Here is a 26,894-nt window from a genome sequence, read left to right as displayed (position 1 = left end):
CGCAAGACGATGGCTACCGCCGCCCCCGCAAAGCCCCGCACCAAGAAGCCCGCCGGTTCGGCCGAGAAGCCGAAGGCGCCGGTGCAGACGCACAATTTGACCGGCAAGGTCGCCCAGGTCATCGGCGCAGTCGTCGACGTCTCATTCGAGGGAGAGCTTCCGCCGATCCTCGGTGCGCTCGAGACCGACAATCATGGCAACCGCCTGGTTCTGGAGGTGGCACAACACCTCGGAGAGAATCTTGTGCGTACGATCGCCATGGACTCGACGGAGGGCCTCACCCGCGGCCAGGACGTCCGCGCCACCGGTTCCCAGATCCGGGTCCCCGTCGGCCCCAAGACTCTCGGCCGGATCATGAATGTCATCGGCGAGCCGATCGACGAGCGCGGGCCGATCGGCAGCGACACCACCGCTCCGATCCACGCGGAAGCTCCCGCCTTCGTCGACCAGTCGACCGAAGCAAGCATCCTCGTCACCGGAATCAAAGTCATCGACCTCCTCGCTCCCTACGCCCGAGGCGGCAAGATCGGCCTGTTCGGCGGCGCCGGCGTTGGCAAGACGGTGCTCATCCAGGAGTTGATTAACAACATCGCCAAGGGCCACGGCGGCGTGTCCGTCTTCGCCGGAGTTGGCGAGCGCACCCGCGAGGGCAACGACCTCTATCACGAGTTCCTCGAGGCCGGCGTTATCGCCAAGGACAAGGACGGCAACCCGACTCCGGAAGGCTCCAAGGTGGCGCTCGTATTCGGGCAGATGAACGAGCCGCCGGGAGCGCGCGCACGCGTCGCACTGTCCGGCCTCGCCCAAGCCGAATATTTCCGCGACGTCGAAGGGCAGGACGTGCTGTTCTTCGTCGACAACATTTTCCGCTTCACCCAGGCGGGCTCGGAAGTGTCGGCCCTTCTCGGCCGCATTCCCTCGGCAGTCGGCTATCAGCCGACCCTGGCGACCGACATGGGAACGCTCCAGGAGCGGATCACGTCGACCAACAAGGGCTCGATCACCTCGGTTCAGGCCATCTATGTGCCTGCCGACGATTTGACCGACCCTGCGCCGGCGACCTCGTTCGCCCACCTGGATGCGACGACGACGCTCAGCCGCGCGATCTCGGAGCTGGGCATTTACCCGGCCGTCGACCCTCTGGATTCGACGAGCCGCGTTCTGACGCCGGCGATTGTCGGGCAGGAGCATTACGAGACTGCCCGTGCCGTCCAGGAGACGCTGCAGCGCTACAAGAGCCTGCAGGATATCATCGCCATCCTGGGCATGGATGAGCTCAGCGAAGAAGATAAGCTGGTCGTCGGCCGCGCCCGCAAGATCCAGCGCTTCCTCAGCCAGCCGTTCCACGTCGCCGAAGTTTTCACCGGAATCCCCGGCAAATTCGTTCAGGTCGAGGACACCGTCCGCTCGTTCAAGGCGGTGGTGAACGGCGAATACGACCACCTGCCGGAGAGCGCCTTCTACATGGTCGGCGGGATCGACGAGGCGGTGGCCAAGGCCGAGAAGCTGGCGCAGGAGGCCTGATTGAGCGGGGAGCTGCGCCTGGAGGATTGCGTCAACGACACCTGCCCCTGGTCGGGCAAGCCGGTCAGCGACGACAGCCTGACGCGCTATCGCGGGCAGGTCGTGGGCTTTTGTAACACCGGCTGCCGCGACAAGTTCGAGGCAGCGATCGGCGCTTTTGACAACGCGATTAAGGCTAAGGGCTGATGGCCGACCTGCACCTGGAACTCGTCACGCCGGAGAAACTGGTGATGAGCGAGGACGTCTACATGGTCGTCGTCCCCGGCACTGAGGGCCAGTCCGGCATCATGGCGGGGCACGCTCCCTTCATGACCGTATTGAAGGATGGCGACGAGGTGGCGGTCTATCGGACCGCGGGATCTCAGCCTGAGAAAATCCCCGTCAGCGGCGGCTTTGCCGAGATGAGCGCCAACGGCCTTACGATCCTCGCCGAGAAGGCCGGCGCCTGACTAGTCCCATCTTGGGACAAATTTCTAAACGCGGTTAGCTTTTCCTAAAACATTCGACCGTAAGCCCGACCGTGGTCTTTCCGCGAATTATGTCGGGGTTGTAATGAACGCATTCGGCAAGCGAGGCAGTCTAGCTGCGGGTCAGCGGTCGAGCTTCGGCGTGGCCAAGCCGATGAAGGGCAGCCCGGGTTCAGGCTCCGCAGCGCCGGACGGTGGCGAGCAATTCCCACCCGTCGAAGAGCTCGAGCCCGTCGTCGAGGGTGAACCGTCCGAGCCGCACATTCCCGGCGGAGCGATGGACCGCCTCACCGCGCGGCAAAACGCGAGCGGCGAAGCGGCAAGCAGCAAGACCGAAGGTTTCGAAGCCTCGGTGCACAAGATCAAGGAGCAGGTGCTCCCCCGCCTCCTCGAGCGGGTGGACCCGGAAGCGGCGGCAACGCTCAGCAAGGACGAGCTTGCCGAGGAATTCCGTCCGATCATCTCGGAAGTGCTCGCCGAACTTAAGATCACGCTCAACCGGCGCGAGCAGTTCGCCCTCGAAAAAGTCCTCGTCGACGAGCTCCTGGGCCTCGGCCCGTTGGAAGAGCTTCTGGCCGACCCGACCGTCAACGACATCATGGTCAACGGTCCCAGCCAGACCTTCGTCGAGCGCAAGGGCAAACTCGAGCTCGCGCAGATCCAGTTTCGCGACGAGGAGCATCTGTTCCAGATCGCCCAGCGGATCGTCAATAAGGTCGGCCGCCGCGTCGACCAGACGACTCCGCTCGCCGACGCACGCCTCCAGGACGGAAGCCGCGTCAACGTCATCATTCCGCCGCTGTCGCTTCGCGGCACCGCCATCTCCATTCGTAAGTTTTCCGAAAAGCCGATCACCATCGACATGATGCGCGGCTTCGGATCGATGTCCGAAAAGATGGGCACCGTTCTGAAGATCGCCGGCGCCAGCCGCATGAACGTCATCATCTCCGGCGGTACGGGCTCGGGTAAAACGACGATGCTCAACGCCTTGTCGAAGATGATCGACCCGGGCGAGCGAGTGATCACGATCGAAGACGCGGCCGAGCTTCGGCTGCAGCAGCCGCACTGGCTGCCGCTCGAAACCCGGCCCGCCAACCTCGAGGGCCAGGGCGCAATCACGATCCGCGACCTGGTCATCAACGCCCTGCGTATGCGTCCCGACCGCATCATCCTGGGCGAGATTCGCGGCAGCGAGTGCTTCGACTTGCTCGCTGCCATGAACACGGGCCACGACGGTTCGATGGCGACGCTTCACTCCAACTCCCCGCGCGAATGCCTCGCTCGTATGGAGAACATGGTGATGATGTCGGACATCAAGATCCCCAAGGAGGCGATCAGCCGCCAGATCGCGGATTCGGTCGACCTCATCGTCCAGGTGAAGCGCCTCCGCGACGGTTCGCGCCGCACGACCAACATCACCGAAGTGATCGGCATGGAGGGCGACGTGATCGTCACCCAGGAGCTGTTCAAGTTCGAGTATCTCGACGAGAGCGCGGACGGGAAGATCGTCGGTGAATATCGCTCGATGGGCCTTCGTCCGTACACCCTGGAGAAGGCCAAGCAGTTCGGCTTCGACCAGCCGTACCTGGAGGCTTGCCTCTAGGCATTGCCTGGGCGCGGCTGACGCCCTCGGTACCGGACATCCACGCTCTCCCGCGGGATCGCTGCAATCGCGCAAGCAAATCATCCATTGCTAACTGATTAGCATAGTGCTAATCGATTCGCATGCGGCCGCTCGCCGCTGGGAGTCCCCGATGGTTCGAGGTCACTCGTCCGATCCTGCGGCCCGGCTGGGCAAGCGCGAGCGCCAGATCATGGACATTCTCTACAGCCTCGGCCGTGCCACCGTCGCCGACGTGCTGGAAGCGCTTCCGGACCCGCCCTCCTATTCGTCGGTACGCGCGATGCTCCGGTATCTGGAGGACAAGGGCCAAGTGCGCCACGACGTCGACGGCCCGCGCTATATCTACGCTCCGACCGCCGCCAAGACAGAGGTGCGCAAGTCGGCGCTCGGGCACGTTGTGAAGACCTTCTTCGACGGGTCGATCAGCAGCGCCGTCGCGACACTGATACAGGCCGGCCCGCTCAGTCCAGAAGACCATGAGAGGCTGACAAAGCTGCTCGACGAAGCGGCCAGCAAGGACAGCCAGAAATGATCGCCGGCAGCCTCGTCGAGCTGCTCATCCGCTCTGCGGCGCTGCTTGCGATCGCCTGGACAGCGGCCGAAGCGGTTCGCCGGTCGGGCGGTTCGGCGGCGATGCGGCATCTCACCTGGATGCTCGGCTTCGCCGGGGTTGCGATGCTGCCGCTCCTTGCGGCCGTCCTGCCGGCGCTGCCGCTGCCGATACTGCCCCCGGTGCCGGCGATTTCCACTTCCCCGGCGGAAGTAGCGCTCGTGGCCACTCCCATCGAGGACTCAGGCGCCTCAGCCGCGAGCCTGCTTCAGATCGTCTATTTCGGAGTGATGCTCGGGCTGGTCGCACGGCTGGCGACAGGCCGATTCCTCCTCCGCCGGATCTGGAAGCGTGGCCGCCCGCTCGGCAAGCCACGCCAACTCAAGCTCGTCGCTCAGCTCGCGTCGGCCTTGGGCGTTCGCAGGCCGGTCGAGGTGCGCATTAGCGACGAGGCAATCATTCCGATGACCTGGGGCACGTTCCGGCCGCGAATCCTCCTTCCTGCAACGACAGTCGACTGGAACGCCGAGCAATGGCGCGTGGTCCTGCTTCACGAGCTGGGGCACGTCACCCGCCGCGACAGCGCGGGCCGGACTGCGGCCGCCGTGATCTGCGCCTTCTACTGGCTCAATCCCGTCGCCTGGATCGCCGCCGATAGAATGCGGCGGGAGCAGGAGCATGCCTGCGACGACCTCGTCTTGTCCCACGGCGCCGAGGCGACCGTTTACGCCCGAAACCTCCTGGTCGCGGCACGGTCGTTCCACAGCTGCGGCCGCTGCTTGGCTCCGGCGATGATCGGCAAGTCGGATCTCGAATCGCGGCTCATCGCGATCGTCGGCGACGTCCCGCGGCGGCGTCCGGGCGGAAGTTTCGTGACCGTCGGCGCGGCGATTGGCTTGGTCATGGTCAGCCTGGCTGCCGCGGTGCTGCCGGTCGCGTCGACGATCGCCGAGCCCCCGCCGGTCGGCCATGCACCACCTTCGCCGGCTAATCTTGTCCAAGCCGAGCAGATTGCCGTCTCGCCGCCGGTGCTCGCCAAGCCCGCGCAAGCCTCGGTCCAGCCGATCCCGCAATCCATGCCCTCACGCTTCGCTCGATCAGCGTTTCTTGCCGAGGCTGCGGTGCAGAGCGGCACTCAGCAGGCGATTCCCCAAGAAGCGGTCGACCTGGCGAACTATGACGCAGCGTTGCGCAGCTATCACGCGCGACTTGCCGATTATCACGCGCAGCTGGCCGAATATCGCTCGAGGGTCGCCGATTATCGACAGCGCGTCGAGGAATATGAGCGGGCGAAGGACCGCTATCGCGCCGAGGTCGCGGAATATGACCGCCTCGTCGCGATTGTCCGGGCGATGCCGCGCGGCGATCCCAACAGAATCTTCCCGGTAGCTCCGGTGGCGCCCGTCGCACCCGTGGCCCCTGTCGCCCCTGTCGCGCCGGTGGCTCCCGTGGCGCCGGTGCATCCGACGACCGCCTGATGAGGCGACTCATGTATGGGCGCATCCTTCTGGCTCTGACCCTGGTTTTGGCAATCGCGGCGGCTCCCGCGGCGACCCAAGCACAAAGCTGCACCGCCAAGGTCCGCCGCTCGGAGGTCGCCCTGCCGATGGGCGCCTTCGCCATGGTCGAAGTCCCCGGAACATGCCAGTTGCTCGCCACTCTCGGCACGGACGACGATAAGCAGGGCGGGCTTGCTCTCATCGACCTTCGCGATTCGAAACCGGTGCTCGTCCGCACCGTTCCCCTGGCCACCGCCGCTTATGGGCTGGTGCTGTCGCACGACCGCCGCCTGGCTGTCGCAGCGGGCGGCGATCGAATCTATGTTTTCGATGTTCGCGCACTGGTTGCGGGCAAGACCTCCGGCCTCGCGGCAACGCTCAAATATGCCGATCACCCAGGCACGGTCTCGCTGGCATTCACGGCCGACGAGAAGCTCCTGTTCGCGAGCGACGAGCAAGCGGGGAAAATCACTGCGCTCGATTTCTTCGCAATGCGCAAGTCCGGCTTCAGCAAACCGAAAGTCGTCGCTTCGATCGCCGTCGATTATGCGCCGACGGTGCTTGCGGCCTCGCGGGACGGCCGGTTCCTCTACGTGCCGGTGCAGGGCCTGTTGCGCCGCCACAATCCGCCGATCGCTTGCCGGTCGGAGGGCGGGAAGCACCCGACGCCAATCAATCCGGTGGGCGGGATTCTCACTGTCGACGTCGCGAAGGTCAGCAGCGATCCGGACCATGCAGTCGTCAGCCGCGCTTATGCGGGCTGCTCGCCTGTCCGGCTGGCGCTTTCGAGAGACGGCCGCACGATGTGGGTGACGAACAGGCTCGGCGACACTGTCAGAGCTTTCGACGTCGCCAAGCTGGCTGCCGATCCGCAACATTCGCAAATTGCCATCGTCAACGTCGGCCATCAGCCGATCGGCGTTGCGCTCCTGGACGGCGACAGGATCGTCGCCGTCGCTAACGCCTGCCGCTGGGACTGCCCTGAGGGACCGAAAACTGTCAGCGCGTTCATCGCGGCCGATGCACTGCGCGGTGCGGGCAGTCCCAGATCGACCGAGGTCGGAGCGTTTCCGCGTGACCTGGGCGCGTCCGCCAACGGCGAAGCCCTATACGTGTCAAACTTCGGATCAAAGTCGATCAGCATCATTCCCGCATCCCAGCTTTTGAAGGAGGCCGGGCAATGAAGTTCGTCAGTCCGCTCATGGTTGCGCTGCTGCTGTCGTCGGGTACCGCCGAGGCACAGAGCTCGACCAGCCAACCCACGAGTTCGCCGGATCTCACAGGCCTGTGGGTAGCTGAAGTCCGCAACGGGCCAGATATCCGCGGCACTTTGATCCTAATTCCTCGCGGTGGCGGTCTGACGGCCGACATCGCCGGCTTCACCGTTGCAGTGAAGCAGCAGGGCAAGGCGCTTTCCTTCGATCTGCCGGACGGCAAGGGCAGCTTCCGCGGCATCCGGAGCGGCCGAACGATCGACGGCCAGTGGATTCAGGCAACGACGATGAGCAGCGCGACGCGCTATGCGGCGCCCGTCGCACTTCGGCTCGACGAACGCGGGAATTGGCGCGGCCAGGTCGTCCCCGATGACGACCACATGACCTATTACCTGCCGGTCAGCCGCGGCGCCGATGGGCGCTATTCGACCTACTTGCGTAATCCGGAGCGCAACCAGGGCGTCTTCATCGGGGTCAGCTCTGCGGAGTTGGACGGCGACGTGGTGCGCCTCATCGGCACCCGCCGCGGCCAGAAGAAGGAGGAGGTCATAGCGACCGGCCGCCGCGACCCCGAAACCGGAATCCTGTCGATCCCGATCCAGGGAACGACGTTCGATTTTGCTCCGGACACGACGGTCAGCAGCCCCTTTTATCCGCGCGGCAAGACCCCCGAGCGATATCATTACTCGCCGCCCGTCCAGCTGGACGACGGCTGGCCGGTTTCGACACTCGAGAAGGAGGGGATCGATCGCGCGGCCATCGAAAGGTTCGTGCAGAAACTGATCGACATGCCGCAGGACGGTGTGAGCACGTCACAGGTCCACAGCCTGCTGATCGCACGTCACGGCAAGCTCGTGCTCGAGGAATATTTCCACGGCTACGACCGCGACACGCCCCACGACCTGCGGTCCGCATCGAAGAGCTGGACCAACGCCCTCATCGGCGCGGCCATGCAGTCAGGCGTCCCGATCCGGCTCGATACACCCGTCTATCAGACAATGCTGGGCTCGGTCCCCGCGGACCTCGATCCGCGCAAGAAGAGCATGACGCTCGAACACCTCATCTCGATGACGGCGGGGTTCGATTGCGACGACAGCGGCGATCGACCGGGCGACGAGGACGTGATGCAGCAGCAGAGCGAGGAGCCGAACTGGTACCGTTACGCCCTGAACGTCCCGATGGCTTGGAACAGCGGCGACAAGATCGTCTATTGCAGCATGAAGCCCAACCTTGCCGGCGGAATGCTCGAGAAGATCGCTCGCGAGCCCCAGCCCGAAATGTTCTACCGGCTGCTCGCCAAGCCGATGCACATGAGCAACTACCATCTGTTCCTGCAGCCGACCGGCGAAGCCTATGGCGGCGGCGGCCACCGGTTCACGTCGCGCGATTTCAGCAAGCTGACCCAGCTCTACATGAACAACGGCAAATGGGAGGGGCGCCAGATCGTCAGCCCGGAATGGGTGCGCAAATCGACGGCGCCCCTGAGGGTGCTATCGCCGACCAGCGGCCAAACCTACGGCTATCTTTGGAACTCGGTCACCTACGACCTCAACGGTCGCAAGCTGTTCGCCTACTTCCCAGGCGGCAACGGTGGCCAGGTCGCGATGGGGATTCCCGACCTGGACCTCGTCATCACCTTCACCGGCGGCAATTACGCCGACGCAGTGCTCTTCCGGTCGCAGCGGGAATTCGTGCCCAAGGACATACTCCCCGCGGTTCATTGACGGGCGTCAGGGCAGATGTCCGCCGGTCCGGAACAGCGCCAGGCCGACGAAGACTGCAGCGATGCTGATGATGACGGACGTAAGGACGTAGGCGGCGGCCTGGCCGTAGGCGTGGCGTTCGATCAGCACGGCCGTATCGAGGCTGAAGGCGGAGAAGGTGGTGAAGCCGCCGAGAACCCCGGTCGTGAGGAACAGCCGCATGTGCTGGCTGACGCCGGTGCGGTAGGCAAAATAGCCCGCCAGCAACCCCATCGCGAAGGATCCGGCCAAGTTGACGAACAGGGTCCCGAGCGGAAAGCCGTAGCCGAACAGTCGCGCCGCGCCGACGTTCGCGCCGTGGCGCAGGGCTCCGCCGATTCCGGCGCCCAGGAAGACGATCAAATACAGCATCGACTGGGAAAAATGGTGGGCGTGGCAAGGATTGAACTTGCGACCCCTGCGATGTCAACACAGTGCTCTACCACTGAGCTACACGCCCACTCGGGGGCCATTTAGGGGTGGCTTGCGGGGGGCGCAAGCGCTGCGGCGACTAAAGGTGACGGCGGCGCTCTCCAGACGCGGCCGAGCACGGCCTTAGAGGCGGCCGTGCTGGTCCTCGGTCTGGAAGATGCGGTCGACTTCGGCCACCAAGTCCTTCAAATGGAAGGGCTTTGACAGCATCTTCGCTTCCGGCGCGGCGCGACCGCTCTGGAGCGCAACCGCGGCGAAGCCGGTGATGAACATGACGCGGATGTCCGGGTCGATGGCCGACGCCTTCTGCGCGAGCTCAATTCCGTCCATTTCCGGCATCACGATGTCGGTCAGCAGAAGATCGTAGCGATCGCTCTCGAGAAGCGGCATCGCCTCGGTGCCACAACCCACGGAATCGACATCATATCCGACGCGCTGAAGGGCGCGCTGCAGATATTCGCGCATCGACGTATCGTCTTCGGCGAGCAGGATTCGCGGCATGGACTCCATCATGCGCTGTTAATTCGGCTTTTGCCAGAAGCGAATGAGCGTCCCGAGCGTTGCAGCCGCTCTACGTCGGTCCTAAACTGGGACACTTGTCAGTGCCGTCTCTCTCTCCCCCGATCGTCCATCCGCTGCGCGGCCAGCTGCCCGTCCTGCTGTCCATCCCGCACTCCGGCCGAGACTATCCGGAATGGCTGGTTGACTTGTCCCGCCACGGCCGCCAGTCGCTCCAGTCTCTCGAAGATCCATTCGTCGATCGCCTTGCCTGGCGAGCAATCGGAAGCGGCGTCGGGGCGGTGATTGCGCAGGCGGCAAGGGCGGGCGTCGACTGCAACCGCGCCGAAGACGAGATCGACCCGGCTCTGGTTCACATCCAACGGCATTCACGCCCAACCGCAAGGGCCCGCGGCGGGCTTGGCATCGTCCCCTCGCGAACCGCGACACACGGCCAGCTTTGGCGTCAGCCGATCCAGCGCGACGAACTGGAGCGGCGGCTGGACGAGGCATACCGACCCTATCACCGCGCCGTGGAGGATCAGTTGTCGCTGCTTCTGGACCGCTTCGGTTGCGCCCTCCTCCTCGACTGCCACTCTATGCCTCCGTCGAAGAATTGCGCGGACGTGGTGTTGGGCGACCGGTTCGGGCGCAGCGCTGCGCCGTGGCTGACGGCGCAGGCCGTGGCGGTCGCGACCCACTGCGGCTTTGCAGCGGCGGTCAACGACCCGTTCGCCGGCGGCCACGTCGTCGAGCGGCACGGCCGGCCGCAGAACGGGGTTCATGCGCTCCAGATCGAGATCGACCGGCGCTGCTACCTCACTTCGTCCGGCGAAGCCGGTGCCAGGTTCGACGAGGTGGCCGGGCTAATCGAAACGCTTGCCCAGCGGCTCGGGTCGGAGATGCTCGAGCGAAGGCTGCCCGCGGCGGCCGAATGAAAAACGCCGCCCCGGTTGAAGCCGAGGCGGCGCAGTTCAGGGAGGAACGCGCCCAAACAAGCGGGCGCGCAAGCCGGGCAGCCCGTGAAGGGGAAACGCGGGCGCCTGGCTGAACCCAGATGGTGAGGCGCGCTAGCAGGTCAATTCGACCCGCCGCAAACAGATCACGCTTCGGCGGGCTCGCGCTGGGGGACTGCCATCGGGCCTTTCCCCTGGGCAACCTGGCGCGCGAAGATCTCGCGGACCTGCGACAGCGAGAAGAGGTGCGCATAGATGAGAGCGAGAAGCCCGCTCTGGTTGTACTTGCGAAGCTCGTCGCCGCGCAGGTTCCTCAGCTTCTCCTCGTCGACCATGCGGAAGCCCCGATAGATGAACGGCTGGGCCGCGCCTTCGGGCTGGATGGCAACTTCGCCGTCCATCAGCAGGTCGCTCTTCACCAAATCCTCGATGAAGGCGCCGGTGCGCTGGCCGGCAGCCTCGAACTGCTCGCAAAACTCGAGGATCGCCTTGGTCGCCTTGCTCGGCTGGCCGTCTTCCTCGAACAAGGGCTCGCCGTCCTCGAACTCGCCCACCGCACCGACCGTCGGGTCGAAGCAAAGCGAAAGCTCGTCGCTATCCGGCGTCAGGCGCGCCAAAAGGAACGGATAGCGGCGGATATAGGCCGGGACGTAGAGGTTCGCCTCGAGAGCGACGCCATTGTCGTCCATGAACGCGTTGACGCCCTCAGTCAGGCCCATCAGCGCCAGCGGCACCGGATTGTCGCCGACCGCGAAGATAATCGGATAATGGCGGGCGAGCAGCGTGAACTCGTCCACCGTCGCAGGGATCGCGTGGGTCGTGCCGATCACTGGCGACTTTTCGATCGAGCGAATCTTCATCTTGCGGTGAACGTTCGAGTTCAGCGGCTCGAGCGCGTGGTAGAGGAGGGGCAACTGCTGGTTCGGCGCTTCGGTCGCCATTGCAAATGTCCTTGAGGCTAAAGTTCGTCGGTGCCGCGGCGAAGTCGTACTCACTGCCGCGAGCGGTGATGGGATTCGACATCCGGCCGGAAATCCGCCGCCGCCTTATGCAAGGGGCGGAATTTTCGCAACTGTTCTTCGGGGCGGAGGGCCTGGGCGCACAGTTCATTAAGGGTTCAACGCTTTGCTGCGAGGCGGGTATTCCTCCATGGGGCTTAGCGAAGTGACGGTCACCGCCATACTGACATTGCTGCCGATGCTGCTCGGCCTCGCCATGGCGGGCGACCTGCAGGTGCGCAGCATCGTCGTCGAGGACCAGATCATCATGCGGGTGCCGGTTCGGCCGCCGCCGCCACAGGTCCGCTGGGTCGAGCACAAGGGGCCCAAATGCATCCACGCCGACAAGATCAAGGGCGCCTTTCTGTCGGGCAACGATCATGTCGACTTCATACTGGAAGGCCGGAAGCTGCTTCGGGCCGAGCTCGACGAGACCTGCCCTGCCCTGGATTTCTACGGCGGCTTCTATTTGAGCTCGAGCGACGAGCGGGTCTGTGCCCGGCGCGACGTCGTCCGGTCGAGGATGGGCGCGACCTGCGGGATCGAGCGGTTTCGCGAGCTGAAGGCGAAAGTCCGCCGCTAGCACCCGGCTTTCCTTGAGTTTTCGGCGCGAAGGCGTCATAGCCGGGTGAAGGCTCGGGGGCTCCCCGTGACGCCTGACTTTATCCGGATTTTTGAATGACTTTTGCCGATCTCGGCCTTTCCGACCAGTTGCTTCGAGCAGTCAAGGACAGCGGCTATACCGAGCCGACCCCCATCCAGCGCGGCGCCATACCCGCGGTGCTGATGGGCAAGGACCTGGTCGGGATCGCCCAGACCGGCACCGGCAAGACCGCCGGCTTCGTCCTTCCGATGATCGACATCCTCGACCATGGGCGGAGCCGCGCGCGTATGCCGCGGTCGCTGATCCTGGAGCCGACGCGCGAGCTCGCCGCCCAGGTGGCCGAGAATTTCGAGAAATATGGGAAGAACCACAAGCTTTCGATGGCTCTCCTCATCGGCGGCGTTCAGATGGGCGACCAGGTAAAGGCGCTGGAAAAGGGAGTCGACGTCCTGATCGCGACGCCGGGCCGGCTGATGGACCTGTTCGGCCGCGGCAAGATCATGCTCAACGACTGCAACCTGCTGGTCATCGACGAGGCCGACCGGATGCTGGACATGGGCTTCATTCCGGACATCGAGGAAATCTGCACCAAGCTTCCCAAGCAGCGGCAGACCCTGCTGTTTTCGGCCACCATGCCGCCGCCGATCCAGAAGCTGGCGGCAAAGTTCCTGACTGACCCGAAGCAGGTCGAGGTCGCGCGCCCGGCCACCGCGAACGTCAACATCGACCAGCGGTTGGTCCAGGTGAAAGCGGCCGACAAGCGCGAGGTGCTCCGCAAGCTGCTCCGCGAGGAAGGCGTGAAGAACGCCATCATCTTCTGCAACCGCAAGACGACAGTGCGCGAGCTGACGACCAGCCTCAAGCGGGCGCATTTCCACGCCGGGCAGATCCAGGGCGACATGGACCAATCGGACCGGATCGCCGAGCTTGACCGCTTCAAGAGCGAGGAGATCAACATCCTGGTCGCCTCCGACGTCGCGGCCCGAGGGCTAGACATCAAGGGCGTCAGCCACATCTTCAATTTCGACGTTCCGTGGCAGCCGGACGATTATATTCATCGCATCGGCAGGACCGGGCGAGCCGGCGCCAAGGGAATCGCGATCACGCTTGCAACGCGGGAGGATTCGGACTCGATCGCGGCCATCGAGAAGTTGATCGGCACCAAGATCGCGAAGCTCGGGGCCCCGGGCGGCGAAGCTCCGTCCCAGCCTGAGAACAAAGCTCAAGCGCCCGAAGCCAAGCCGGAGAAGCAAGAGGCGGAGCCGAAGGCCAGGCGCGAGCGCCGCAGGGAACGGCCCAAGGCCGAGCCGGCCGAAAGGCGGTGCGAAGAGCCAAAGGCTGCAGCGCCGGCGGCCGAAAAGGCCGAGGAGCCGCGGCCGAAGCAGAAGGTTGAGGCCGACCCCGAGTGGAACGGGCCGATGCCGAGCTTCCTGAACGTCCGCGCCAGTTAGGCGGAGCCGTATTTCGGGAGAAAGATCTCCGCGAAGTTGCCCAGCCGCTGATCCGCGATCGCATCGCGCATCGCCTGCATCAGCCGCTGGTAGAACCAGAGATTATGTTCGGTCATCAGCATCGCGCCCAGGATTTCGCCTGAGCGGACGAGGTGGTGGACGTAGGCGCGCTCGAAGCGGCTGCAGGTGGGGCATGGGCAGCCAGGCTCGATCGGACTCCGGTCCTCGGCGAAGCGGGCGTTGCGGATGTTGATCGGCCCGTCGGCAGTGAACGCCTGGCCGGTGCGGCCGGAGCGCGTCGGAAGCACGCAATCGAACATGTCGACGCCGCGGAGCACCGCTTCGACCAAGTCGTCAGGCTTGCCGACCCCCATCAGGTAACGCGGCCGGTCGGCTGGAAGCATCGGCGCCGCGAAGTCCAGCACCCTGCACATGGCCTCCTGCCCTTCGCCGACGGCGAGCCCGCCGATCGCATAGCCGTCGAAGCCGATTGCCGTCAGGGCCTCGGCGGACTTGCCGCGAAGCTCCTCGTCGAGGCCGCCCTGCTGGATTCCGAACAGCGCGCCATCGCCGGTGAACGCGGCTTTGGAGCGCTCGGCCCAGCGCATCGAGCGCTCCATCGCCGCCGTTTGATCCTCGCAGCCGGCGGTTGCGGGAAGCAGCTGGTCGAACGCCATCGCGATGTCGGAGCCGAGCAGGTTCTGGATCTCCATCGAGCGTTCGGGCGAGAGCATGTGGCGCGAGCCGTCGAGGTGACTGGCAAACGCCACGCCCTCTTCCGTCACCTTCGTGAGGTCGGAAAGGCTCATCACCTGGTAGCCGCCGCTGTCGGTCAGGATCGGACGGTCCCAGCCCATGAACCGGTGAAGCCCGCCAAGCCTTGCGATCCGCTCGGCGCCGGGGCGAAGCATCAAATGATAAGTGTTGCCTAGGATGATGTCGGCTCCGGAAGCGCGAACCTCGTCCGGCTTCATCGCCTTGACGGTCGCGGCGGTGCCGACGGGCATGAAGGCCGGAGTCCGGATCTCCCCGCGCGCCATCGCGATCGTTCCGGTGCGGGCGGCGCCGTCCGTGGCGTGTATCGAAAAGGAAAAGGCGCTCACGCGCGCCGCTTTGGCAGCAGCAGGCTGGAATCGCCATAAGAGTAGAAGCGATACCCCTGCGCAATCGCGTGGGCATAAGCGGCCTTAATGACGTCGAGGCGCATCAGCGCGCTGACCAGCATGAAGAGGGTGGAGCGTGGAAGGTGGAAGTTGGTCATCAAGCCATCCACCGCCTTGAATCGGTATCCGGGCGTGATGAAGATCGCCGTGTCGCCTTCAAAGGGCTGGATCGTCCCGTCTTCGTCCGCGGCGCTCTCCACCAGTCGAAGCGAAGTGGTGCCGACCGCGATCAGCCGGCCGCCCGCGGCCCGGGCGCAATTCAGACGGTCCGCAGTGGCCGCGTCGATCCTGCCCCATTCGGAGTGCATCACATGGGACGAGGTGTCGTCGGCCTTCACCGGAAGGAAGGTCCCGGCGCCGACATGAAGCGTCAGCGTTTCGCGGACCACGCCGCGCGCATCGAGCGCGTCGAGCAACCGCTTGGTGAAATGAAGCGCCGCCGTCGGCGCCGCTACCGCGCCTTCTTCCCGGGCGAAGATCGTCTGGTAATCGTCACGATCGGCTTCGTCCGCGGGCCGCTTGGACGCGATGTAGGGCGGCAACGGCATTCTTCCGGCACGCTCGAGCAGCAGCTCGACGGGCTCGTCGCCGTGGAACTCGACCAGGATGCTACCATCGTCGGCGCGCTCGACGGCCGAGGCCGAGACATCGCCTTCAAAGTCGATGCGATCACCCGGGCGAACCCGTTTGGCGTTGCGGACGAACGCCCACCAGCTTCGCGGGCCCTCGCGCTTGTGGAGAGTCACTCCGACCCGAGCCTCACCACGCCGGCCTTCCAGCTGGGCGGGGATGACCTTGGTGTCGTTGAACAGGAGCACGTCCCCCCGCCTCAGCAGGTCCGGAAGGTCGAGGACCGAGCGGTCAGAGATGTCGCTTCCTTCGACGAGCAGCAGCCGCGCGGAATCGCGCGGGCTGGCCGGCCTCAGCGCGATTCTGTCGGTTGGAAGGTCGAAATCGAAGAGGTCGACGCGCACTTGGCCGCCTAGTTGCCGGGCGTCGACCCTTGCGCCGGAGCGGGAGCCGGAGCTTGTGCGGCGGGCGGAACAGCGGCGGCCGCGGGAGCCGAACCGTCGCCGAGGCTGGCGTGGACGATCTTGGTCGGCGCAGCTGGCGGCTCGCCCGGAGCGATCCTGTCGACGACATCCATTCCTGAAATCACGCGCCCGAACACGGTGTAGTTGTGGTCCAGCGAGCCCTTGGGCCCGAACATAATGTAGAATTGGCTGTTGGCGCTGTCCTCCGGCTCGGCACGGGCCGCGGCGACCGTTCCGCGAAGATGCGGGAGCGAGTTGAACTCGGCTTTCAGATCAGGAAGCTTGGAGCCCCCCTCCCCCGTGCCCGTCGGGTCGCCGCCCTGCGCCATGAAGCCCGGAATGACACGGTGGAAGATCGTGCCGTCATAGAAGCCCTGCCTGACGAGAGTCTGGATTCGGGCGACGTGGTTGGGCGCCGCGTCAGGCCGGAGCTCGATCACGACCGTGCCGCCGTTGGACAGCTGGAGCATCAGCTTGTTCGCGGGATTGGCGACCACTTCTGCCGGCGCGTTGATCGGAAGGACGCTCGGCGCCTCCACGGGGGCCGGCTTGGCTGCAAGCAAAGCGAACGCAAACAACGGGAGCGCGAGCAATTTCATCGGGATATTCTCTTCAGCTTCGGCCCAGCCGACGGGCGACGTCGGCGGCGACCGCGGGGGTGACGAACTTGTCGATCGCGCCGCCATAGCGCGCGATCTCCTTAACCAGCCGTGACGCGATCGGCTGGAGCGAGACCGCAGCCATCAGGAACACGGTTTCGACCGTGCTGTTGAGCTGCTGGTTCATTCCCGCCATCTGGAATTCATACTCGAAATCGCCCGCTGCCCTGAGGCCGCGGATGATGATCGAGGCGCCCTGCGCCTGGGCGAAATCCATCAGCAGCGAATCGAAATCGACGACCTCGATCTTGCCGTTGGCGATTCCGGCCGTCTCGCGCTGGACCATGTCCAGACGCTCTTCGAGCGAAAACATCGGCTCCTTCGACGGGTTGGTCGTGACCCCGATCACCAGCCGGTCGACCAGGTGGGTTGCGCGGCGGACGATGTCGAGATGCCCCAGCGTCACGGGGTCGAACGTTCCGGGATAAACCCCCACTCGCTCCATCTACCGGTCCCGCTCGATCGCGAAGCGGGCAATCGCCCGCAGCATGTCGGCTTCTTCGCCATGGTCGGAGAGATGGTCAATGGCTTGTTCGACGAGGACCCGCGCCTGCTGACGCGCCCGATCCGGACCGACGAGCGAAACGAAGGTCGCCTTGCCCTTCCCCGCGTCCTTGCCGGTCCGCTTGCCGGCAGCGGCTTCGTCGCCGGCGAAATCGATAAGATCGTCGGTGATCTGGAACGCCAGGCCAATGTTGCGCGCATAGCCGCGGTACGGCGTGCGCGCGTCGCGGGCGAGCCGGGTCACGATGCACGGCGCTTCCACCGCATATTCGATCAAGGCGCCGGTCTTCAGCTGCTGGAGCCGGGTGACCGCGTCCAGGTCGAGCGGCTGCCCCTCGGCGGCAAGGTCCATCATCTGCCCGCCCGCCATTCCGTTCGGGCCGGAAGCGCGAGACAGTTCGAGCACCAGCTCGGAGCGCACATGGGGGTCGCGGTGGGTCGCCTCGTGAGCGAGTATCTCGAAGGCGAGGGCGTGGAGGCTGTCCCCGGCGAGCACCGCGGTCGCTTCGCTGAACGCCTTGTGGACGGTCGGCTTGCCTCGCCTGAGATCGTCGTCGTCCATCGACGGAAGGTCGTCATGGATCAGAGAGTAGACGTGGATCGCCTCGATTGCGGCTGCAATCCGCAGCGCCTGGTCTTCGTCGATCCCGAACAGCCGCGCCGCGGCCAAGGTCAGGAGGGGGCGAAGCCGCTTCCCGCCGCCGATCGCGGCATGGCGCATTGCCGCATAAAGCTGGTCGCGGCTGTCACCCGGAGGTTGCAGCAGGGACGTAAAGAAGTCGTCGATCCGGGCGGAAACCCGGTCCGCTTCGGCTTCTAGATCGAGCCCGGCGACATCGACGAGTTCAACCGACATCGAAGGGCTTGGCCCCCGCCGGCTTGCCGTCGCTTCCGAACGCGATCTGCTCGATTCGAGCCTGCGCAGCCTTCAGCCTCGCTTCGCAATGGCGCTTGAGCTTGTCGCCTTCCTGGTAGAGCTCGATCGACTGGTCGAGCGGCGCTTCGCCCTTCTCAAGCGTGCGGACGATCTCCTCGAGCCGCGCGAGCGCAGCCTCGAAGCTCAGCTCGCTGGAGGGCTCGGGCGTGTCCATGGCTAAGAGGATGAGCCTCTAAGTGCCGCGAATCAACGCTTGAACGGGTCGCGAATGCCCGGGACGATCTCGTCCACGGCGGTCGTTTCGCCGGCCTCCGCTGCTGCAAGCGCGGCCTCGGCGTCGCGGACATGCCGCTCGCGCTCGGCACGGAGCTCGTCGATGAGTGCGCGGCGGTCCTCCTCGAAATTCTCGTCCTTGGGAGCTGCTGCGCCAGCTGCCTTCTGCGCCTTGGCAACCGCCGCATCGAGCTCGCGCTGCGAGGTCAGGCCCAGCGTCACCGGATCCTTTGGCGTGATGTTCGCCATGTTCCAGTGAGTCCGGTCACGGATGGCGGCGATCGTGGTTCGAGTCGTCCCGATCAGCCGGCCGATCTGGCCGTCACTAAGCTCGGGATGGTTGCGGATAATCCAGGCGATTCCGTCCGGCTTGTCCTGCCGCTTCGAAAGCGGCGTGTAGCGCGGGCCCTTGGTCCGGCGGACCTGGTCGGGCGCCTTCTGGATCTGGAGAGCGTAATCGGGATCCTTCTGGCCCTTCTCGATCTCTTCGTGGGTCAGCTCGCCCGAGCGGATCGGGTCGCGGCCGGTCAGCTTGGTCGCCGCGGTATCATCGGCGATCGCCTGCACCTCGAGGATGTGAAGGCCGCAGAAGGCGGCGATTTGCTCGAACGTCAGGGACGTATTCTCGACCAGCCAGGAAGCGGTCGCATGGGGCATCAGGGGCTGGGCCACTGGGAAATCTCCGGCAATCAGAAATGAATAGGGCCGCCCCTCGCGGAGCGGCCGTGTCGGAACGATCTACTCCTGCAACGGCTGATCGGCAAGATCAGGACGAAAGGTCGAGCACAATCTTTCCGATATGATCACCCGCTTCCATGCGAGCGTGCGCCTTGCCCGTCTCGGCCAGCGGGAAAGTCGAATCGATGACCGGCTTCAGCCGACCGCCTTCGACATAGGGCCAGACGGTGCGCGCGATCTCGTCGGCGACCATCGTCTTGAACTCCACCGAGCGCGGGCGGAGCGTCGATCCGGTCAGGATCAAGCGTCGGCGCATCACTTCCGGAATTGCGATTTCCGCCCTCGCTCCGCGCTGAAATGCGATCGAAACGTGCCGGCCATCGTCGGCAAGGCAGGCGATGTTGCGCGGAAGATAGTCGCCGCCGACCATGTCCAGCACGACCTGGACTCCCTTGCCGGTGAGTTCGCGCACCGCTTCGACGAAATCCTGCGTGCGGTAATTGATCGCGCTATCTGCGCCGAGCTCCTCCGCCCGGCGGCACTTGGAGTCGCTTCCGCACGTCACGATCGTCGTCAGGCCGAACAGCCTCCCCAGGGCAATGGCCATGGTCCCGATCCCGCTCGTGCCGCCGTGGACGAGGACCGTGTCGCCGTCCGCGGCGAACCCCCGCTCGAACAGGTTCGACCAGACCGTGAATAGGGTTTCCGGCATCGCCGCAGCTTCGACCAGCGACAGGCCTTCCGGAACCGGAAGGCAGGTGCCGGCCGGAGCGATGCAATATTCGGCATAGCCGCCGCCCGCTACCAGCGCGCAGACCTTCTGCCCGAGGAGCTGCTCGGCCCCCTCGCCCGCAGCGACGACTTCGCCGGAAATCTCGAGGCCGAGAATGTCCGGAGCACCGGGGGGCGGCGGATAGAGGCCGCGGCGCTGGAGGACGTCCGGCCGGTTCACTCCGGCCGCAGCGGCCCGGATCAGCACCTCGCCTTTGCCGGGCGCGGGCACCGGCCGCTCGACCAGAGCGAGCTCCTCGGCTCCATCCGGCTGCGGCGCGACGACGGCTTTCATCATGGCTGGAATGCTGCTGGTCACGGCGCAGCGGCTTATTGACTTGGCATTGTCACGGGTCAACTTGGGCCCATGGACCTCGACGAGCTATTTCCGAGCAAGCCAGGCGACCCGCTGACCGAGCTGAAAAAGCAGGACCTCGACCCGCTTTCGATCGAGGAACTTCAGGAGCGAATCGAAGCACTGAAGGAAGAGATCGCTCGGGTCGAAGCCCATATCGAGCGGGTCAACACCCACCGCTCCGCCGCCGAAGAGCTTTTCAAAAAGTCCTAGCGTTCACCCGCCGCACAGCCGGATTGACCCATAAACTGGGGATAAGCGGGCACGCGCCCCTTGATTGGGCGTTCCTCGCATATGACATTGTTGTCTCGAGAGCCCGGGGCTCACCCCGGTGCGGTGGGAGTATCAATCTAAATGCCTAGTTTCGCTCGCGAACTCGAAGAGACCCTGCACAATGCGCTCGGCGAAGCCAGCCGCCGCAGGCACGAGTATGCGACCCTTGAGCACCTTCTGGTCGCGCTGATCGACGACGAGCATGCGTCGAAGGTGATGACCGCCTGCGGAGTGAACCGCGACGAGCTTCGGGCGTCGGTGAAGCACTATCTCGACAACGAGCTCGGTGCGCTGATCGCCGACACCAGCACCGACCCGACCCCGACGAGCGGGTTCCAGCGGGTGGTCCAGCGGGCGATCCTCCACGTCCAGTCCTCCGGCCGCGACGAAGTGACTGGAGCCAACGTCCTCGTCGCCCTCTTCTCCGAGCGCGAGAGCTACGCGGTCTATTTCCTGCAGCAGCAGGACATGAGCCGGCTCGATGCCGTCACCTACATCAGCCACGGGGTCGGCAAGGGGGAAGCGGCGGCCGAGCAGCGCTCACCCGAAAACAACGAGGAAAAGAGCGACAAGGAGGGCAAGAAGGAAAGCGCCCTCAAGCAGTTCACCGTCGACCTCAACGAAAAGGCCCGCAATGGGAAGGTCGACCCGCTGATCGGGCGCATGCCGGAGGTCGATCGGACGGTTCAGATCCTCTGCCGCCGTTCGAAGAACAATCCGCTCTACGTCGGCGATCCCGGCGTGGGCAAAACCGCGATCGCGGAAGGCCTCGCCCGCAAGATCATCGAGGGCGACGTTCCGGACGTCCTCAAGAAAGCGACGATCTATGCGCTCGACATGGGCGCGCTGCTGGCGGGCACCCGCTACCGCGGCGATTTCGAGGAGCGGCTGAAGTCCGTCGTTTCCGAGCTCGAGAAGCTTCCCGACGCAATCCTCTTCATCGACGAGATCCACACGGTGATCGGCGCCGGAGCAACCTCCGGCGGAGCGATGGACGCATCGAACCTCCTCAAGCCCGCGCTTTCGTCGGGCGCGATCCGCTGCATCGGATCGACGACCTACAAGGAGTTTCGCAACCATTTCGAGAAGGACCGAGCGCTACTTCGCCGGTTCCAGAAGATCGACGTGAACGAGCCGACGGTCGAGGACACGATCAAGATTCTCGCGGGTCTTCGCTCGTCGTTCGAAGGCCACCACAACGTTCGCTACACGCCCGACGCGATCAAGAGCGCGGTCGAGCTGAGCGCCCGCTACATCCATGACCGCAAGCTTCCGGACAAGGCGATCGACGTGATCGACGAGGTCGGAGCGATGCAGATGCTGGTTCCGCCGAGCCGCCGGAAGAAGGTAATCACGCCCAAGGAGATCGAGGCGGTGGTCGCGACGATGGCGCGAATCCCGCCCAAGTCCGTCTCGACCGACGACAAGAGGGTGCTCGAGAACCTGGACGCCGACCTGAAGCGCGTCGTGTTCGGCCAGGACATGGCGATCGAGAAGCTGGCAAGCGCGATCAAACTTTCCCGCGCCGGGCTTCGCGATCCCGACAAGCCGATCGGCAACTACCTGTTCAGCGGGCCGACCGGCGTCGGCAAGACCGAGGTCGCCCGCCAACTGGCGTCGATCATGGGAATCCCGCTCCAGCGCTTCGACATGTCCGAATATATGGAACGCCACGCCGTCAGCCGGCTGATCGGCGCTCCTCCGGGCTATGTCGGCTACGACCAGGGTGGGCTTCTGACGGACGCCGTCGACCAGCATCCGCACAGCGTGCTTCTGCTCGACGAGATCGAGAAGGCGCACCCGGACCTGTTCAATATCCTGTTGCAGGTGATGGACCACGGCAAGCTAACCGACCACCATGGCAAGACCGTCGATTTCAGGAACACGATCCTGATCATGACGACCAATGCCGGAGCGGCCGACATGGCGCGCGAGTCGATCGGCTTCGGCGCGGCCACCCGCGAGGATGCGCAGGAGGATGCGGTCAAGAAGATGTTCACTCCGGAGTTCCGCAACCGGCTCGATGCGATCGTTCCGTTCGCCTACCTGCCGCCGGCTGTCGTCTCGCGAGTGGTGGACAAGTTCATCCTCCAGCTTGAACTTCAGCTGGCCGACCGCAACGTCCACATCGACCTCGACGACGAGGCCCGCAAATGGCTGGTCGCTCGCGGATACGACAAGCTGTACGGCGCTCGCCCGATGGGCCGCCTGGTGCAGGAGAAGATCAAGCAGCCGCTTGCCGAGGAGCTTTTGTTCGGCAAGCTGGTGAACGGCGGCGAGGTCAATGTCCGGATCAAGGACAATGCGCCCGCCTTCGAGATCACTCCAGCGGCGCCGAAAGCCAAGCCGAAGTCGAAGAAGAAGGCGCCCAAGAAGGCAAGCGGAGACGCTCCGGCCGCCGAGTAAGATCGGGCGCGGGTCACTGGCCCGCGCCGACGCTCAGTCCTTGTCGTGGATAACGATCTTGCCTTGCGAGCCTTTGGCCGCGGGCGCCACCTGGATCGTGAAGTCGCTTCCGTCTTTCGACTTGCCCGTGATCGTGTCGCCGTTGAGGGCTGCTTCAACGCCCTTCTTCTTGAACTCGGCGACGTAATAGGAGCGGACCTCGTCGGGCGAGGCTGGCGCCCTGAATCCAAGGTTCACGGTCGCACCCTTGTCACCGGCAAAAACACTGAAGCCGTTCACCGAGCTTCCGGGCATCAGCTTGACCCCGTCAATGTCGACGTCGCCGCTGTGCATCATCCCGGCAGGGACCTTCAGCTTGCCGCCGACGACCGGCAAGTCGAACTCGACGTTGCCGCCATCGTCAGCCTGAATCACCACATTCTCATCTCCCTTCGCCGGGGTCTTCGAATGCATGTCACAAGCGCCGAGCAACGGCAGCAGGATGAGAAAAGCGGATCGGTTCATAGCGGCCTCCTGTGTTATCTAGATAACACAGTTTCGAGCCTGCGCGTCAAGGATTCGATCCAGGGCTTTTGGGGGATTGGAAAGCGAACCGGCAGGAGCTCCCGCCGAGCGCCATGCAACGGCGATGGTCGACGTCCTTTCCCGACAGTGCACGAAGTAGCGAGAGGTCGACCTCGCAGACGGCGCTGTTGGCCATAGCGAGATCGTGGAACACGCAATTATGCGCCTCGATCTCCGGCCCGTCCTCGCCTTCGACGACGCTCGACTGGTAGCCAAGCTCGCGCATCAGCCCGGCGATCACCGCGGGGTCCGCATTCGGCCCCGCCTTGTCGGCGAGGCTGGCGGCGAGCGATCGCCCAATCCGCTCCATCGACCTGTGGAGCTCGGCCGCCGGTACGTGGCGGGTAAGCTCGGCGAGGAACTGGCGGGCGAGTAGCGCATATTGCCGGGGGAATGTCGCCTTGCCGGCGGCGCTCAGCTGGAAGCCCTGCGACGGCCGTCCCTTCGTCGGGATCGCCATGGCGCGCTCGACCAGCCCCTCGCGCTCGAGCGCCATCACATGCTGGTGGGTCGCATTGCGGGAAATCGCGAGTGAGGCGGCCAGCGCCTGGACCGGCAACGGCTTTTCCGACTTGAGCAGAAGCTCGAGAATTCGGTCGCGGCTTCGCGCCGGCTCGGTATCGGAAGCTGGAGGCACTTCGCTCAATCTAGCCTTACTCCCCGCCATGGCAACTTTGTAATCCATAACGTTGACAAAGCAGCTGCGCCGGCGGCACAACCGCGCGGGGCTCAACAGAGGGGAACGTCATGCTGAATATTGCGATTCTCGTTTTTGCCATCGGCGCCGTGGGCGGCCTGGTGCTGGCCAATTCCGTTCTTCGCGGGAAGCTTGCACCCTGGGGCCTTTCGCTGCTTCACGCGGCGCTTGGAGCGACCGGCCTGGTGCTCACCGGCATGGTCGTTCTCGGCGGCGGCGATTACGCGACGGGCGTCGTACCGATCGCGCTTCTGATCCTGGTCGTCGCTGCTCTGGCCGGCTTTTACCTTGCTTCCGTCCATCTTCGCCAGGCGACCCCGGCAAAGGGCGCCGTTGTGGCGCATGCGAGCGTTGCGGTAATCGGCTTCCTGTTGCTGGTCTGCGGCGCATTCCACTTCATCTGATCCGCACGATGTTGGGTCATCCCGTCCATCCGGCGCTTGTCCACTTCCCGCTCGGCCTGTTGCTTTCGTCGACGATAGCGGACCTGGCCTGGGTCGCAGGGATGACCCAGGATACGCACATCGCCGCGGTGCTGATGGCGGCCGGTCTGGCCGGCGGGCTGCTGGCGATGGCGGCGGGAATGGCCGACGTCATCCGGCTCGACCAGGCGCTGGTCCCGCATGCGATGAAGCATGTCGGAGCCGTCGGCCTCGCGTGGATCGGCTACGGTGTCGCGCTTTACCTGCGGCGAGCCAATCTTTCCGCGAATTTCGATCCAGGTACGGCGAGCCTCGTCATGAGCTTCGTCAGCGCGGCGCTGCTCGGCTTCGGCGGCTGGCTCGGCGGCAGGCTGGTCTACACGTTCGGGGCGAATGTGGAGAAGCGGCCGGCCTAGCCGACGCATCGGGCTTGCCGAGCGCCGCCGAAAGGTGAATCGTCCGGCCCACGTTCCGGAGGGGGAGATTCACGTGACTTCGATTCGCTTTGTTTCGCCGCTGGCGATGCTTCTTGCCGCGACCGCGCTCGGTGCGCCGGCGCTTGCAGCGCCCGCGACGGCGCCCAACCGCTATTTCACCGGCGGCGACCTGTTCAATCTCGAGGTTGCGACCGATCCGCAGATCAGCCCCGACGGGCGAACCATCGCTTACGTTCGCGAATCCAACGACATCATGACCGACAAGGCACGGCGCACCATCTGGCTCGTCGACGCGGCGACGGGGCAGCAGCGCCCGCTGGTCGCCGGAAGCGGCTCCTATTTCTCGCCGCGATGGTCGCCGGACGGAACTCGGCTCGCCTACGTCGCCGCTGAAGGCGCAAGCCCGCAATTGTTTGTCCGCTGGATGGGGAGCGGCGAAAGCGCTCGGATCACCGGCCTTCCCGACAGCCCCGGGGCGATTGCCTGGTCGCCGGACGGACGCCGGATTGCTTATTCGATGTTCGTCCCCGACGACGGACCCAAGCTCGGCAAGGCGCCGGACAAGCCGGAAGGCGCCAAATGGGCTGACCCGCTCGAGATCATCGATGCGGTCACCTACCGGGCCGACGGCGCCGGTTACCTGAAGCCGGGCTATGAGCAGATCTTCTGGGTGCCGGCCGATGGAGGAGCTCCGACCCAGCTGACCTTCGGTGCGACCAATGCGGGCGGCCCGGTTTCGTGGACGCCCGACAGCCGGTCGATCCTGTTCAGCGCCAACCTTTCGAAGAACTGGGAGCGCGAGCCGGTCAACAGCGAAGTCTATCGCATCGGCATCGACGGCGGAGCGCCGGTCGCCCTAACGGACCGCCAAGGACCGGACGCAAGCCCGGTCGTGTCGCCTGACGGACGCCGCATCGCTTATGTCGGGTTCGACGACCGCCAGCTCGGCTACCAGAACACGCGCCTCTACGTGATGAACATCGATGGGTCGGGCGAGCAGGTGCTGACCTCTTCGCTCGACCGCTCGGTCGGCGGGCCGCAATGGTCGGCGGACAGCCGCTCCGTCTATGTCGCGGTCGAGGACCAGGGAACCAACAAGGTTGAGCGGGTCGGCCTCGACGGCTCCATCCGCACCGTCGCGACCGGCCTGACCGGAAGCGAGATCGACCGCCCCTACGCCGGTGGCGATTTCAGCGTCGCCAGGAACGGCGCCGTCGCAGTCACCGTTGGCGACGCCTTGCACCCGTCGGATATAGGAATCGCCAGCGGAAGCGGCGTTCGGAAGCTGACCAGCCTCAACTCCAGCCTGCTCGGATCCAAGGCGATGGCGGAGGTCAGGAAGATTCCGGTTACGTCGAGCTTCGACCAGCGACCCATAGACGCGTGGATGGTCACTCCGCCCGATTTCGACCCGGCGAAGAAATATCCGCTGGTCCTGGAAATCCACGGCGGGCCGTTCGCTGCCTACGGGCCGAATTTCTCGACCGATGACCAGCTCTACGCGGCCGCGGGCTATGTCGTGCTCTACACCAACCCGCGCGGCTCCACGTCCTACGGGGAGGAATTCGCCAATCAGATCGACAAGGCCTATCCCGGCCACGATTATGACGACCTGATGAGCGCGGTCGACGCGGCTATCGCGACCGGAAGCGTCGATCCGAACAATCTGTTCGTGACCGGCGGATCGGGCGGCGGAGTGCTGACCGCGTGGATCGTCGGAAAGACCGACCGCTTCCGCGCCGCGGCCACCCAGAAGCCTGTCATCAACTGGACCAGCTTCGGCCTAACCTCCGACGGCGCCATCTATTACGCGCCCTACTGGTTCGCGAAGAAGCCATGGGAAGACCCGATGGGTTATTGGGCGCGATCGCCGCTCAGCCTGGTCGGCAACGTGAAGACCCCGACGCTCGTCGTCGTCGGAAGCGAGGATTACCGCACGCCCGACAGCGAGGCCGAGCAATATTATACCGCGCTCCAGATCCGCGGCATTCCCACCGCTTTCGTCAAGGTGCCGGGCGCCAGCCATGGCGGAATCGCGTCGCGCCCAAGCCAGGCCGCCGCCAAGGCCAGTGCGATCCTCGCCTGGTTCGACCGCTTTCGCCTGAAGGGCGCGGCGACGACTGCCTCAAGCGACTCCGGGGGTTCCATCCCAGGCGCTCGCTAACTAACGTTAGGTCTGCATCTAGCTCCGGCTCCTTCCGCTGGGGCGCGCGTTGTGCGCT

General features: G+C 65.0%; 29 protein-coding genes and 1 tRNA gene. 16 read left to right on the top strand and 14 right to left on the bottom strand.

Translation table 11 applies throughout. From position 1 onward, the window contains the following. Positions 1-9 precede the first annotated feature (9 nt). The 8 genes from atpD (at position 10) to LZ519_RS00220 (ending at position 8,602) form a co-directional block, all read left to right on the top strand. Positions 10-1,524, top strand: a complete 1,515-nt coding sequence (gene atpD / locus LZ519_RS00255; RefSeq protein ID WP_249866748.1) for a F0F1 ATP synthase subunit beta — start codon at positions 10-12, stop codon at positions 1,522-1,524. Beyond that, on the top strand, positions 1,525-1,710 hold the full coding sequence (locus LZ519_RS00250; RefSeq protein ID WP_249866747.1) for an eL24 family ribosomal protein: 186 nt from the start codon (positions 1,525-1,527) through the stop codon (positions 1,708-1,710). Further along, positions 1,710-1,973 (top strand): ATP synthase F1 subunit epsilon, encoded by a 264-nt coding sequence (locus tag LZ519_RS00245; RefSeq protein WP_249866746.1) that lies wholly within the window; start codon positions 1,710-1,712, stop codon positions 1,971-1,973. Before LZ519_RS00250 ends, LZ519_RS00245 begins: the two co-directional genes overlap by 1 nt. A 103-nt stretch (positions 1,974-2,076) precedes the next feature. After that, positions 2,077-3,594, top strand: coding sequence for a TadA family conjugal transfer-associated ATPase (locus LZ519_RS00240; RefSeq protein WP_249866745.1), 1,518 nt, complete (start codon positions 2,077-2,079; stop codon positions 3,592-3,594). Between the two features lie 151 nt (positions 3,595-3,745). Further along, positions 3,746-4,147 (top strand): BlaI/MecI/CopY family transcriptional regulator, encoded by a 402-nt coding sequence (locus LZ519_RS00235; RefSeq protein WP_249866744.1) that lies wholly within the window; start codon positions 3,746-3,748, stop codon positions 4,145-4,147. Beyond that, positions 4,144-5,643: a M56 family metallopeptidase gene (locus LZ519_RS00230; RefSeq protein ID WP_249866743.1), complete on the top strand. Its 1,500-nt coding sequence runs from the start codon at positions 4,144-4,146 to the stop codon at positions 5,641-5,643. Before LZ519_RS00235 ends, LZ519_RS00230 begins: the two co-directional genes overlap by 4 nt. 11 nt (positions 5,644-5,654) lie before the next feature. Next, a complete protein-coding gene (locus tag LZ519_RS00225; RefSeq protein WP_249866742.1) occupies positions 5,655-6,848 on the top strand; it encodes a YncE family protein in 1,194 nt (397 codons plus the stop codon). Next, entirely contained in the window at positions 6,845-8,602 is a 1,758-nt protein-coding gene (locus LZ519_RS00220) for a serine hydrolase domain-containing protein (protein WP_249866741.1), read from the top strand. The genes LZ519_RS00225 and LZ519_RS00220 overlap by 4 nt, the downstream gene beginning before the upstream one ends. A gap of 6 nt (positions 8,603-8,608) precedes the next feature. Here the strand turns inward: LZ519_RS00220 and crcB are convergent, their stop codons facing one another. The 3 genes from crcB to cpdR form a co-directional block, all read right to left on the bottom strand. Continuing rightward, positions 8,609-8,992 carry a fluoride efflux transporter CrcB gene (crcB, locus tag LZ519_RS00215; protein WP_249866740.1) on the bottom strand — a complete coding sequence of 128 codons (384 nt, stop codon included), beginning with the start codon at positions 8,990-8,992 and terminating at the stop codon, positions 8,609-8,611. 13 nt (positions 8,993-9,005) lie between these two features. Then, positions 9,006-9,080 (bottom strand) — tRNA-Val (locus tag LZ519_RS00210). Between the two features lie 95 nt (positions 9,081-9,175). After that, complete coding sequence (cpdR, locus tag LZ519_RS00205; RefSeq protein ID WP_249868814.1) at positions 9,176-9,553, bottom strand: cell cycle two-component system response regulator CpdR; 378 nt, start codon at positions 9,551-9,553, stop codon at positions 9,176-9,178. Positions 9,554-9,654: 101 nt separating this feature from the next. Here cpdR and LZ519_RS00200 point away from each other — a divergent pair, with 101 nt between their 5' ends. Further along, entirely contained in the window at positions 9,655-10,488 is an 834-nt protein-coding gene (locus tag LZ519_RS00200) for an N-formylglutamate amidohydrolase (RefSeq protein ID WP_249866739.1), read from the top strand. A 164-nt stretch (positions 10,489-10,652) separates the two neighbouring features. On the opposite strand, the gene LZ519_RS00195 is transcribed toward LZ519_RS00200, so the two are convergent. After that, positions 10,653-11,447 (bottom strand): SapC family protein, encoded by a 795-nt coding sequence (locus LZ519_RS00195; protein WP_249866738.1) that lies wholly within the window; start codon positions 11,445-11,447, stop codon positions 10,653-10,655. Positions 11,448-11,655: 208 nt separating this feature from the next. Here LZ519_RS00195 and LZ519_RS00190 point away from each other — a divergent pair, with 208 nt between their 5' ends. Beyond that, positions 11,656-12,087 (top strand): hypothetical protein, encoded by a 432-nt coding sequence (locus tag LZ519_RS00190; RefSeq protein WP_249866737.1) that lies wholly within the window; start codon positions 11,656-11,658, stop codon positions 12,085-12,087. A gap of 95 nt (positions 12,088-12,182) precedes the next feature. Next, positions 12,183-13,559, top strand: a complete 1,377-nt coding sequence (locus LZ519_RS00185) for a DEAD/DEAH box helicase (protein ID WP_249866736.1) — start codon at positions 12,183-12,185, stop codon at positions 13,557-13,559. Here the strand turns inward: LZ519_RS00185 and tgt are convergent. From tgt to LZ519_RS00145, 8 genes are all read right to left on the bottom strand, one after another. Beyond that, entirely contained in the window at positions 13,556-14,662 is a 1,107-nt protein-coding gene (tgt, locus tag LZ519_RS00180) for a tRNA guanosine(34) transglycosylase Tgt (RefSeq protein WP_249866735.1), read from the bottom strand. The two genes, LZ519_RS00185 and tgt, sit on opposite strands and share 4 nt — an antisense overlap. Beyond that, positions 14,659-15,696, bottom strand: a complete 1,038-nt coding sequence (queA, locus tag LZ519_RS00175) for a tRNA preQ1(34) S-adenosylmethionine ribosyltransferase-isomerase QueA (RefSeq protein WP_249866734.1) — start codon at positions 15,694-15,696, stop codon at positions 14,659-14,661. Before queA ends, tgt begins: the two co-directional genes overlap by 4 nt. 8 nt (positions 15,697-15,704) lie before the next feature. Continuing rightward, positions 15,705-16,355, bottom strand: a complete 651-nt coding sequence (locus tag LZ519_RS00170; protein WP_249866733.1) for a peptidylprolyl isomerase — start codon at positions 16,353-16,355, stop codon at positions 15,705-15,707. A gap of 13 nt (positions 16,356-16,368) precedes the next feature. Beyond that, the gene (coaD, locus tag LZ519_RS00165; RefSeq protein ID WP_249866732.1) at positions 16,369-16,860 is read right to left on the bottom strand and encodes a pantetheine-phosphate adenylyltransferase; all 492 of its coding nucleotides are present in this window, start codon (positions 16,858-16,860) and stop codon (positions 16,369-16,371) included. Further along, on the bottom strand, positions 16,861-17,775 hold the full coding sequence (locus LZ519_RS00160; protein ID WP_249866731.1) for a polyprenyl synthetase family protein: 915 nt from the start codon (positions 17,773-17,775) through the stop codon (positions 16,861-16,863). Beyond that, complete coding sequence (locus LZ519_RS00155; RefSeq protein ID WP_249866730.1) at positions 17,765-18,010, bottom strand: exodeoxyribonuclease VII small subunit; 246 nt, start codon at positions 18,008-18,010, stop codon at positions 17,765-17,767. The genes LZ519_RS00160 and LZ519_RS00155 overlap by 11 nt, the downstream gene beginning before the upstream one ends. Before the next feature lie 32 nt (positions 18,011-18,042). Further along, the gene (locus tag LZ519_RS00150; protein ID WP_249868813.1) at positions 18,043-18,726 is read right to left on the bottom strand and encodes a DUF1013 domain-containing protein; all 684 of its coding nucleotides are present in this window, start codon (positions 18,724-18,726) and stop codon (positions 18,043-18,045) included. A 109-nt stretch (positions 18,727-18,835) separates the two neighbouring features. After that, positions 18,836-19,816 carry an NAD(P)H-quinone oxidoreductase gene (locus LZ519_RS00145; RefSeq protein WP_249868812.1) on the bottom strand — a complete coding sequence of 327 codons (981 nt, stop codon included), beginning with the start codon at positions 19,814-19,816 and terminating at the stop codon, positions 18,836-18,838. Positions 19,817-19,885: 69 nt separating this feature from the next. On the opposite strand from LZ519_RS00145, the gene LZ519_RS00140 reads away from it, so the two are divergent. Further along, the gene (locus LZ519_RS00140) at positions 19,886-20,086 is read left to right on the top strand and encodes a DUF1192 domain-containing protein (RefSeq protein ID WP_249866729.1); all 201 of its coding nucleotides are present in this window, start codon (positions 19,886-19,888) and stop codon (positions 20,084-20,086) included. A gap of 141 nt (positions 20,087-20,227) precedes the next feature. Then, a complete protein-coding gene (gene clpA, locus LZ519_RS00135) occupies positions 20,228-22,552 on the top strand; it encodes an ATP-dependent Clp protease ATP-binding subunit ClpA (protein ID WP_249866728.1) in 2,325 nt (774 codons plus the stop codon). Between the two features lie 33 nt (positions 22,553-22,585). Here the strand turns inward: clpA and LZ519_RS00130 are convergent, their stop codons facing one another. Further along, complete coding sequence (locus tag LZ519_RS00130; protein WP_249866727.1) at positions 22,586-23,056, bottom strand: hypothetical protein; 471 nt, start codon at positions 23,054-23,056, stop codon at positions 22,586-22,588. 46 nt (positions 23,057-23,102) lie between these two features. After that, on the bottom strand, positions 23,103-23,753 hold the full coding sequence (locus tag LZ519_RS00125) for a helix-turn-helix transcriptional regulator (RefSeq protein ID WP_249868811.1): 651 nt from the start codon (positions 23,751-23,753) through the stop codon (positions 23,103-23,105). Positions 23,754-23,863: 110 nt separating this feature from the next. On the opposite strand from LZ519_RS00125, the gene LZ519_RS00120 reads away from it, so the two are divergent. The 3 genes from LZ519_RS00120 (at position 23,864) to LZ519_RS00110 (ending at position 26,836) form a co-directional block, all read left to right on the top strand. Then, a complete protein-coding gene (locus LZ519_RS00120; RefSeq protein ID WP_249866726.1) occupies positions 23,864-24,217 on the top strand; it encodes a hypothetical protein in 354 nt (117 codons plus the stop codon). Between the two features lie 8 nt (positions 24,218-24,225). Then, complete coding sequence (locus tag LZ519_RS00115; RefSeq protein WP_249866725.1) at positions 24,226-24,651, top strand: DUF2231 domain-containing protein; 426 nt, start codon at positions 24,226-24,228, stop codon at positions 24,649-24,651. Between the two features lie 106 nt (positions 24,652-24,757). Then, the gene (locus LZ519_RS00110; protein WP_249868810.1) at positions 24,758-26,836 is read left to right on the top strand and encodes an alpha/beta hydrolase family protein; all 2,079 of its coding nucleotides are present in this window, start codon (positions 24,758-24,760) and stop codon (positions 26,834-26,836) included. Positions 26,837-26,894: the final 58 nt, after the last annotated feature.

It is taken from the genome of Sphingomonas anseongensis, from assembly GCF_023516495.1.
GTDB classification, from domain to species: domain Bacteria; phylum Pseudomonadota; class Alphaproteobacteria; order Sphingomonadales; family Sphingomonadaceae; genus Sphingomicrobium; species Sphingomicrobium anseongensis.
Note: the sequence above shows the minus strand (reverse complement) of the source record. Positions and strands in the feature narration are given on the sequence as shown.

Bases quoted from the DNA above. Each gene is read 5' to 3' on its own strand.
- atpD (WP_249866748.1), top strand. From the start codon at position 10: ATGGCTACCGCCGCCCCCGCAAAGCCCCGCACCAAGAAGCCCGCCGGT.
- LZ519_RS00245 (WP_249866746.1), top strand. From the start codon at position 1,710: ATGGCCGACCTGCACCTGGAACTCGTCACGCCGGAGAAACTGGTGATG.
- LZ519_RS00240 (WP_249866745.1), top strand. From the start codon at position 2,077: ATGAACGCATTCGGCAAGCGAGGCAGTCTAGCTGCGGGTCAGCGGTCG.
- LZ519_RS00235 (WP_249866744.1), top strand. From the start codon at position 3,746: ATGGTTCGAGGTCACTCGTCCGATCCTGCGGCCCGGCTGGGCAAGCGC.
- LZ519_RS00230 (WP_249866743.1), top strand. From the start codon at position 4,144: ATGATCGCCGGCAGCCTCGTCGAGCTGCTCATCCGCTCTGCGGCGCTG.
- LZ519_RS00225 (WP_249866742.1), top strand. From the start codon at position 5,655: ATGTATGGGCGCATCCTTCTGGCTCTGACCCTGGTTTTGGCAATCGCG.
- LZ519_RS00220 (WP_249866741.1), top strand. From the start codon at position 6,845: ATGAAGTTCGTCAGTCCGCTCATGGTTGCGCTGCTGCTGTCGTCGGGT.
- crcB (WP_249866740.1), bottom strand. From the start codon at position 8,992: ATGCTGTATTTGATCGTCTTCCTGGGCGCCGGAATCGGCGGAGCCCTG.
- cpdR (WP_249868814.1), bottom strand. From the start codon at position 9,553: ATGCCGCGAATCCTGCTCGCCGAAGACGATACGTCGATGCGCGAATAT.
- LZ519_RS00195 (WP_249866738.1), bottom strand. From the start codon at position 11,447: ATGGCGACCGAAGCGCCGAACCAGCAGTTGCCCCTCCTCTACCACGCG.
- LZ519_RS00190 (WP_249866737.1), top strand. From the start codon at position 11,656: ATGGGGCTTAGCGAAGTGACGGTCACCGCCATACTGACATTGCTGCCG.
- LZ519_RS00185 (WP_249866736.1), top strand. From the start codon at position 12,183: ATGACTTTTGCCGATCTCGGCCTTTCCGACCAGTTGCTTCGAGCAGTC.
- LZ519_RS00170 (WP_249866733.1), bottom strand. From the start codon at position 16,355: ATGAAATTGCTCGCGCTCCCGTTGTTTGCGTTCGCTTTGCTTGCAGCC.
- coaD (WP_249866732.1), bottom strand. From the start codon at position 16,860: ATGGAGCGAGTGGGGGTTTATCCCGGAACGTTCGACCCCGTGACGCTG.
- LZ519_RS00160 (WP_249866731.1), bottom strand. From the start codon at position 17,775: ATGTCGGTTGAACTCGTCGATGTCGCCGGGCTCGATCTAGAAGCCGAA.
- LZ519_RS00155 (WP_249866730.1), bottom strand. From the start codon at position 18,010: ATGGACACGCCCGAGCCCTCCAGCGAGCTGAGCTTCGAGGCTGCGCTC.
- LZ519_RS00150 (WP_249868813.1), bottom strand. From the start codon at position 18,726: ATGCCCCATGCGACCGCTTCCTGGCTGGTCGAGAATACGTCCCTGACG.
- LZ519_RS00145 (WP_249868812.1), bottom strand. From the start codon at position 19,816: ATGATGAAAGCCGTCGTCGCGCCGCAGCCGGATGGAGCCGAGGAGCTC.
- LZ519_RS00140 (WP_249866729.1), top strand. From the start codon at position 19,886: ATGGACCTCGACGAGCTATTTCCGAGCAAGCCAGGCGACCCGCTGACC.
- clpA (WP_249866728.1), top strand. From the start codon at position 20,228: ATGCCTAGTTTCGCTCGCGAACTCGAAGAGACCCTGCACAATGCGCTC.
- LZ519_RS00130 (WP_249866727.1), bottom strand. From the start codon at position 23,056: ATGAACCGATCCGCTTTTCTCATCCTGCTGCCGTTGCTCGGCGCTTGT.
- LZ519_RS00120 (WP_249866726.1), top strand. From the start codon at position 23,864: ATGCTGAATATTGCGATTCTCGTTTTTGCCATCGGCGCCGTGGGCGGC.
- LZ519_RS00115 (WP_249866725.1), top strand. From the start codon at position 24,226: ATGTTGGGTCATCCCGTCCATCCGGCGCTTGTCCACTTCCCGCTCGGC.
- LZ519_RS00110 (WP_249868810.1), top strand. From the start codon at position 24,758: ATGCTTCTTGCCGCGACCGCGCTCGGTGCGCCGGCGCTTGCAGCGCCC.